Source organism: Williamsia sp. (assembly GCF_016462415.1).
Classification (GTDB): domain Bacteria; phylum Actinomycetota; class Actinomycetes; order Mycobacteriales; family Mycobacteriaceae; genus Williamsia_A.
This window is the reverse complement of record NZ_JAEMTF010000014.1, coordinates 64,788-72,040: the sequence shown is the minus strand read 5'-3', so window position 1 is coordinate 72,040 and position 7,253 is coordinate 64,788. Positions and strand designations below refer to the sequence as shown.

The following is a 7,253-nucleotide window of genomic DNA, read 5'->3' as shown; positions in this document are numbered from 1 at the left end:
CTGGAGAAGGTCGTCAAGGTCAAGGTCATCGACCGCACCGCGCTGATCCTCGACATCTTCGCCCAGCACGCCACGTCCCGTGAGGGCAAGGCTCAGGTCGCCCTCGCGCAGATGGAGTACATGATCCCGCGGCTGCGCGGCTGGGGTGAGTCCATGTCCCGGCAGGCCGGTGGCCGAGCGGGCAGCAACGGCGGTGTGGGTCTGCGCGGACCGGGTGAGACGAAGATCGAGACCGATCGACGGCGGATCCGTGAGCGGATGGCCAAGCTGCGTCGTGAGATCCGGCAGATGAAGACCTCGCGCACCACCAAGCGCAGCAGGCGCCGTGACTCGTCGGTGCCGTCGGTGACCATCGCCGGGTACACGAACGCGGGCAAGTCCAGCCTCATCAACGCGATGACCGGCGCCGGTGTGCTGGTGCAGAACGCCTTGTTCGCCACCCTCGACCCGACCACCCGTCGCGCCACCCTCGACGATGGTCGCGAACTCGTGCTCACCGACACCGTCGGCTTCGTCCGACACCTGCCGACCCAGCTCGTCGAGGCGTTCCGCTCGACGCTGGAGGAGGTCGTCGACGCCGATCTCGTGCTGCACGTGGTCGACGCCTCCGATCCGCTGCCGATGGAGCAGATCTCCACCGTGCGGACCGTGATCGACGACGTCGTCCGTGCCGAGAACGCCACGGCGCCGCCGGAGGTGCTGGTGATCAACAAGATCGACGCCGCCGACCCGACCACGCTGACCGCGCTGCGCAGCGAGTTCCCCGACGCGGTGTTCGTCTCCGCGCTCACCGGTGCCGGACTCGAGGAACTGTTCGAGCGTGTGCGTGACGTGGTCGGTCGCGATGACGTCGAGCTCACCGTCGAGGTGCCCTACTCACGCGGAGACCTGGTGTCGCGCATACACGCCCAGGGCGATGTGCTCTCCACCGAGCACCGCACCGAGGGGACCTTCATGCGCATCAAGGTGCCCGCCGCACTGGCCGGGGAACTGGCCGGGCTCGCGCACAGCGGCTGAGGCGACACCACCGAGAAGGCAGAGGCGAGCACAGCGACGAACGCCCCGGGGACATCGTCCCCGGGGCGTTCATCGTCGGTGTCGGACTACTCGGCGTCGAGATCCTTCGCGACGAGACCCGCGATCGAGTCCAACGTCTCCTGATCGTCGGCGCTGACCACGACCGAGGTGCCCTTCTCGGCACCGAGGGTCATGATCATCAGGGCCGAGCCGGCGTCGACCGGCTCCCCGCCCTCGACGGCGAGGGTGACCGCTGATCCGGCTGCTGCGACCGCCTCGGCGATGATGGTCGCCGGTCGGGCGTGCAGGCCGACGGCGGATCCGACGGCGATGGTGGTGCTGGGCATATCAATTCCTCCTGGTTGTGGGGTCTGGTGGTACGGGGTCGATCAGGCAGCGACGGGCTGGGCCGCGACCGTCGCCGGGGTGGCGACGACGGGCTTGCTGCGCATCTGCTTGGCGGCGACCACCAGAACCGCTCCGACCACTGTGCCCGCCGCGAGCGAGATCAGGAAGCCCAACACGTTGGTCATCGCGAAGAAGACGAAGATGCCGCCGTGCGGAGCACGCAGGCCGACGTCGAAGGCCATCGTCAGCGCGCCGGTCACGGCGCCGCCGGCCATCATCGAGGGGATGACCCGCAGGGGGTCGGCCGCCGCGAACGGGATGGCGCCCTCGGAGATGAACGACGCGCCCAGCAACCAGGCCGCCTTGCCGTTCTCGCGCTCGGGCTCGGTGAAGAGCTTCGGGCGGATGGTGGTGGCCAACGCCATCGCCAGTGGCGGGACCATGCCCGCGCACATCACGGTGGCCATGATGCGCAGGTCCGCGGACCCGCCGATGGCCAGTCCCTGGACAGCGAAGGCGTAGGCCGCCTTGTTGACCGGACCGCCGAGGTCGAAACACATCATCAGGCCGAGGATGACACCGAGGATGATCACCGAGCTGCCCGACATCGAGGAGAGTGCGTCCTGCAGCGAGGTGGTGATCCACTTGAGCGGACGACCGAGGACCATGAACATCAACGCGCCCGTGATCAGTGTGGCGAGCAACGGGATGATGACGACGGGCATCAGGCCTCGGGCCCACTGCGGCAACGGGATCCGGCTGATCCACAGGGCGACGAAACCGGCGATCAGACCACCGACGAGGCCGCCGATGAAGCCGGCGCCGACGACCGACGCGATGTAGCCGGCGGTGAAACCGGGGGCCAGGCCGGGCCGGTCGGCGATCGCGAAGGCGATGTAACCGGCCAGTGCGGGGACGAGGAAGAAGAAGGCGAGCGAGCCGATCTCGAAGAACACACCGCCGAGGTACTGCAGGAACCCGCCCGAGGGCAGGTTGGTCAGGCTGTTGGACAGCGCGATGGTCGCACCGATGGGATCGGTGGCGCCGTCGGGCTTGAGTGCCATCTCGTATCCGCCGAGCAGGAATCCGAGCGCGATGAGCAGACCGCCCGCGGCGACGAACGGGATCATGTAGCTGACGCCGGTGAGCAGGATCTGCCGGGTACGCGTGCCCCAGCCGAGTTCGCTGGAGCCCGACGACGCGTCCGTGGCCGCCGACGCCGAGCCGCCGACCTTCTTGGCGTTCGGATTCTTCGATGCCGCAACGGCTTCGGTGATCATCACGTCCGGCTCGTTGATCGCGCGCTTGGTGCCCGACTCGATGACGGGCTTGCCCGCGAACCGCTCGCGGCCCTTGACGCCCACGTCGGTGGCGAAGATGACCGCACCGGCCCGGGCGATGACGGCCGGATCGATCGGGGTGGTCTTCGACGACCCCTGCGTCTCGACGACGAAGTCGACATCAGCACGCTCGGCGGCGTAGGTGAGGGAGTCCGCGGCCATGTAGGTGTGCGCGATCCCGGTGGGGCAGGCGGTGATCGCCACCACGGTCGGGCGATCGGCGGCAGGTGCCTGCGCGGCCGGCGGCGGGGTCACCGCGGCGGTCGCGGGCGTGGTGGGTGCGGCCGGTGCGGGCGAGACGACGCCCTGCACCAGTTCGACGATGGTCTCCGCGTCCTTCGCCGAGCGCAACTGCGCGACGAAGTCGGGACGGACCAGCGCGCGGGCCAGCGAGCTGAGCAGCTTCATGTGCTCGGAGCCCCCCGATGCCGGTGCGGCGATGAGGAAGACGATGTCGGCGGGTGCGTCCTTGGCGCCGAAGTCGACCTTGGGGGACAGGCGCGCGAAGGCGAGACTGGCGCGCTGCGCGGCCTCGCTGCGGCAATGCGGGATCGCGATCCCGCCGGGGAGTCCGGTGGCCGACTGGGCCTCACGGGCCATGGCCGGGGTGACGAGACCCTCGACGTCGGTCGCCCGCCCCGCTGCGACGAGGCGCTGCGCGAGATAGGTGATGACGGCCTGGTTGTCGCGGCCGGCGTCGACGTCGAGAGCGACGGTGTCGACCTCGATGATCTGCGTGGGATCCGGACCCTGCGCACCCCCGTGCGCGGTGCCGGCGGTATGTGTATCGGACATCGTTGTGCCTTTTCTGATGAGTGGTTGACGCTGGAGTGGTGGGTGGGAAAAGGGGAGAGCGCTGGCCGCGCTCAGACCGCGTGGGTCGCGACCTCGCTCACGTGCACCGCGGCGAGTGCGAGATCCGAGGGAGTGGGTGGTTGCGTCCCGGCCAGCGCCGCTGCGGCCGATCCGTAGGCGACCGCGCGGCGCAGACGCTCCGCCGGTGTCGCCTCGTCTCCGGTGGCGAGCAGGTAGCCCGCCAGAGTCGCGTCGCCCGCACCCACGGTGCTCACCGGCACGATGGGGGGCGGCGTCGCGAGCCAGCCGCCCTCGGCGGTCACGAGCAGGGCGCCGGCGGCGCCCAGTGTCGCCAGCACCGCACACCCGGCGAGTTGCTGCAGGGAGCGTGCGGTGTCGAGGGTGGGTCCGAAATCGCCCGCGTCCGCGGATCGCTCCAGCAGCTCGAGGTCGGCGCCGGTCATCTCGCACAGCTCCTCGACGTTGGGCTTGATGAGGTCGACGGCGACATCGGGCATCGCGGCGCGGATCGCGTGCAGCGGGGCACCGGAGGTGTCCACGGCGACTCGGCAGCTCAACGGCGCGAGCAGCGAGGCCAGGTCCGCATACCAGGAGTCGGGCACGCCGGGCGGCAGCGAGCCGCACAGGGCCACCCAGGTCGCCGTGGCGGCCGATTCCACGATCAACGTCGTCAGCGCGGACAGATCGGCGGGGGTCATCGGGTTGCCGGGGAGGTTCAGCTTGGTGGTGGTGCCGTCCGGTTCGGTGACGGTGAGGTTGCTGCGCACGTCGGCGGCGACGTCGACGGTGCGGTAGCGCAATCCGACGGCGTCGAGTCCGGACAGCAGCGGGTCGCCGGAGCGGGCGGGCAGCAGCGCGGTGGTGGCGACCCCGGCCATCTGCACGGCACGGGAGACGTTGACGCCCTTGCCGCCGGGCTCGGCGCGGGATGCGAGCGCGCGGGTGACCGATCCGCGGACCAACGGTCCGGGCAGGGTGACGGTGCGGTCGACGCTCGGGTTCGCGGTGACGGTGACGATCATGCGATCACCACCTCCACCCCGCGCGCGGACAGCCGCGCGGAGAAACCGGCGTCGATGCCGCCGTCGGTGATCAACACGTCGACGCGGGACAGATCGGCGAATCCGGTCATGTCTTCCTTTCCGAGCTTCGAGGAGTCCGCCAGCACGACCACGCGATTGGCGGCGTTGATCATGGCCGACTTCATCGCCCCCTCGTCGGGGTCCGGGGTGGACAGTCCGTGGCGTTCGGTGATGCCGTTGGTACCGATGAACGCGACATCGACGCGGTAGTTCGACAGGGCCGCGATCGGCGCGGCCCCGACGGCGGCCTGGGTGAGACCGCGGATGCGGCCACCGAGGAAGTGCAGGTGCGCGCTCGGGTGATCGGCGACGGTCGAAGCCACGGGCAGCGAGTTGGTGAACACCGTGATGGTGCGGTCGCGGGGGAGGCAGGCCGCGGCCTGGATGGTGGTCGTGCCGGCGTCGATGACGAGGCTGCCGCCCTCGGAGGGCACGAAACGGCAGGCCGCCATTCCGATGCGGATCTTCTCGTCCGGACGGGCGGTCGCGCGCTCGGCGACACCGAGCTCGGTGACCCGCACCGCGTCGACCGGCACCGCGCCACCGTGTACCCGACGCAGGAACCCGGCGCGTTCGAGGAACGCCAGATCGCGACGCACGGTCTCACTGGTGACGTCGAACTCCTCGGCCAGTGCGGCCACCGACGCGCGACCGTGCTGGTGCACCTGGTCTGCGATGGCCTGCTGGCGCTCTTCGGCGTACATGGGAGAACGTCCCCGTTTCGGTTGGATTGTGTTGCTTTTGATGTTGATATGAGTCTGTTTACGCCTGGATGTGTTGACAAGTCAAGCTTTTCTTGTAATTTGAATCACATGCCACCGCAGAATGACGTTCAGCTCGCTCACCGCACCCCGTCGACGGACACGTCGTCCGAGTCGACGTCCGTGCTGTCCGGGACCCCGGTCGTCGCCGGCGTCGCCTACGCGCCGGTGATGTGGCCCGGCCCGCGACCCGAACTGCCCGGTCCGGGCGAGCCGCCCGCCGACGTCGAGGCCGAGTGCGACCGCTTCGCCGCGGCGACGGTGATCGTGGCCGATCGACTGCGGGTGCGGGCCTCGGCCGGTACCGGTGTCGCCTCGGAGGTGTTGTCGGCGACCGCCGCACTCGCCGAGGACCGCGGCTGGGTCGGCGCCGCGCAGAAGCTCATCCGGGCGGGCTCGCCCGCTCCGAACGCCGCGGTCGACGCCACCGAACAGTTCGCCGCGGTGTTCACCAAGCTCGGTGGACTGATGGCCGAGCGGGTCACCGACCTCATGGACGTCCGCGACCGTGTGCTCGCCGAACTCGCCGGCGACCCCGAACCGGGCCTGGCCCAACCGACCTCGGAGGTCATCCTCTTCGCCGACGACCTGGCCCCCGCCGACACCTCGGGCCTCGACCCGTCGATGGTGCGGGGACTCGCCACCCGCTTCGGCGGGCCCACCAGCCACACCGCGATCATCGCCCGGCAGTTGGGCATCCCCTGTGTGGTCGCCGTCGCCGACCTGTCGGAGGTGCCCGCGGGGACACCCGTGTTGCTCGACGGCACCGCGGGCACGGTCAGCCTCGGGTCCGACCCCGACGACGCACGCGCACAGGTCGCCGAGTCCCTGCGTCAGTCCGAGCTGGTGTCGCGCTGGACGGGCCCCGGTCGCACCGCCGACGGGGTCGAGGTCGCCATCCTGGCCAACGTGCAGGACGGCGCCTCGGCCCGGACCGCGACCGACTTCCCCGTGGCCGGCATCGGTCTGTTCCGCACCGAGCTCGCGTTCCTCGACCGGGCCTCGGAGCCGACGGTCGCCGAACAGACCACCCTCTATCAGGAGGTCGTCGACGCCTTCGCCTCCGACTCCGGTGCCCACACCGCCAAGATCGTCATCCGCACCCTCGACGCGGGCTCGGACAAGCCATTGCTGTTCGCCGACCAGGGCGCCGAGGCGAACCCCGCGCTCGGTGTCCGCGGCCTGCGCATCTCGTTCGCCGATCCCGGCCTGCTCGACCGCCAGCTCGACGCGATCGCCGCGGCAGCGCGTGCGACCGGGGGATCGCCCTGGGTGATGGCACCGATGGTGGCGACCGCAGCCGAGGCGCGGGATTTCGCGGCGAAGGTGCGTGAGCGCGGACTGACCGCGGGCGTGATGATCGAGATCCCGTCGGCGGCACTGCTGGCCCCCGCGATCCTCGCCGAGGTCGACTTCGTGTCCATCGGCACCAACGACCTGACGCAGTACACGATGGCCGCGGATCGGATGTCGTCGGAACTGGCGGGTCTGACCGACCCGTGGCAGCCCGCCGTGCTCGCCCTGATCGACCGTGTCGCGTCGTCGGGCTCCGCGGTGAGCAAGCCGGTAGGGGTGTGCGGCGAGGCTGCCGCCGATCCGTTGTTGGCCTGCGTTCTGGTGGGTATGGGGGTCACGTCGTTGTCGAGCGCACCCGCCGCGGCCGCCGGGGTGGGTGCCGCTCTCGCCGACGTCACCCTGGCGCAGTGTCGATCCGCCGCGCACGCGGCCCTGGCCACGGCCGATCCTGCGGCGGCGCGCCTCGCCGCGGCAGATGCCCTGCGCGACTGACGGTTCCGGCTGCCTGGGGAGGGCTGTCAGGGCGCGGGATCGCCGTGGTCCCGTCGACGGGACGCGGGCCTCCCGGTGGGTGGCACTAGAGTTCTCCTCGA

Annotated in this window: 6 protein-coding genes; 2 read left to right on the top strand and 4 right to left on the bottom strand. The window is 70.4% G+C overall.

Going from position 1 to position 7,253, the window contains the following annotated elements; translation table 11 throughout:
* The coding region (gene hflX / locus JHC79_RS05925) for a GTPase HflX (protein ID WP_296389240.1) at positions 1 to 1,017 on the top strand (1,017 nt) is incomplete at its 5' end.
* 86 nt (positions 1,018 to 1,103) lie between these two features.
* On the opposite strand, the gene JHC79_RS05920 is transcribed toward hflX, so the two are convergent.
* From JHC79_RS05920 to JHC79_RS05905, 4 genes are all read right to left on the bottom strand, one after another.
* Positions 1,104 to 1,364: an HPr family phosphocarrier protein gene (locus JHC79_RS05920; protein ID WP_296389239.1), complete on the bottom strand. Its 261-nt coding sequence runs from the start codon at positions 1,362 to 1,364 to the stop codon at positions 1,104 to 1,106.
* A 42-nt stretch (positions 1,365 to 1,406) separates the two neighbouring features.
* Complete coding sequence (locus tag JHC79_RS05915; RefSeq protein WP_296389238.1) at positions 1,407 to 3,500, bottom strand: fructose-specific PTS transporter subunit EIIC; 2,094 nt, start codon at positions 3,498 to 3,500, stop codon at positions 1,407 to 1,409.
* A 71-nt stretch (positions 3,501 to 3,571) separates the two neighbouring features.
* Complete coding sequence (locus tag JHC79_RS05910) at positions 3,572 to 4,543, bottom strand: 1-phosphofructokinase family hexose kinase (RefSeq protein ID WP_296389237.1); 972 nt, start codon at positions 4,541 to 4,543, stop codon at positions 3,572 to 3,574.
* A complete protein-coding gene (locus JHC79_RS05905) occupies positions 4,540 to 5,307 on the bottom strand; it encodes a DeoR/GlpR family DNA-binding transcription regulator (RefSeq protein ID WP_296389236.1) in 768 nt (255 codons plus the stop codon). The genes JHC79_RS05910 and JHC79_RS05905 overlap by 4 nt, the downstream gene beginning before the upstream one ends.
* Before the next feature lie 108 nt (positions 5,308 to 5,415).
* On the opposite strand from JHC79_RS05905, the gene JHC79_RS05900 reads away from it, so the two are divergent.
* Positions 5,416 to 7,152, top strand: a complete 1,737-nt coding sequence (locus tag JHC79_RS05900) for a putative PEP-binding protein (RefSeq protein WP_296389235.1) — start codon at positions 5,416 to 5,418, stop codon at positions 7,150 to 7,152.
* The last annotated feature ends 101 nt before the right edge of the window (positions 7,153 to 7,253 follow it).

Bases quoted from the DNA above. Each gene is read 5' to 3' on its own strand.
- JHC79_RS05910 (WP_296389237.1), bottom strand. From the start codon at position 4,543: ATGATCGTCACCGTCACCGCGAACCCGAGCGTCGACCGCACCGTCACC.
- JHC79_RS05905 (WP_296389236.1), bottom strand. From the start codon at position 5,307: ATGTACGCCGAAGAGCGCCAGCAGGCCATCGCAGACCAGGTGCACCAG.
- JHC79_RS05920 (WP_296389239.1), bottom strand. From the start codon at position 1,364: ATGCCCAGCACCACCATCGCCGTCGGATCCGCCGTCGGCCTGCACGCC.
- JHC79_RS05915 (WP_296389238.1), bottom strand. From the start codon at position 3,500: ATGTCCGATACACATACCGCCGGCACCGCGCACGGGGGTGCGCAGGGT.
- JHC79_RS05900 (WP_296389235.1), top strand. From the start codon at position 5,416: ATGCCACCGCAGAATGACGTTCAGCTCGCTCACCGCACCCCGTCGACG.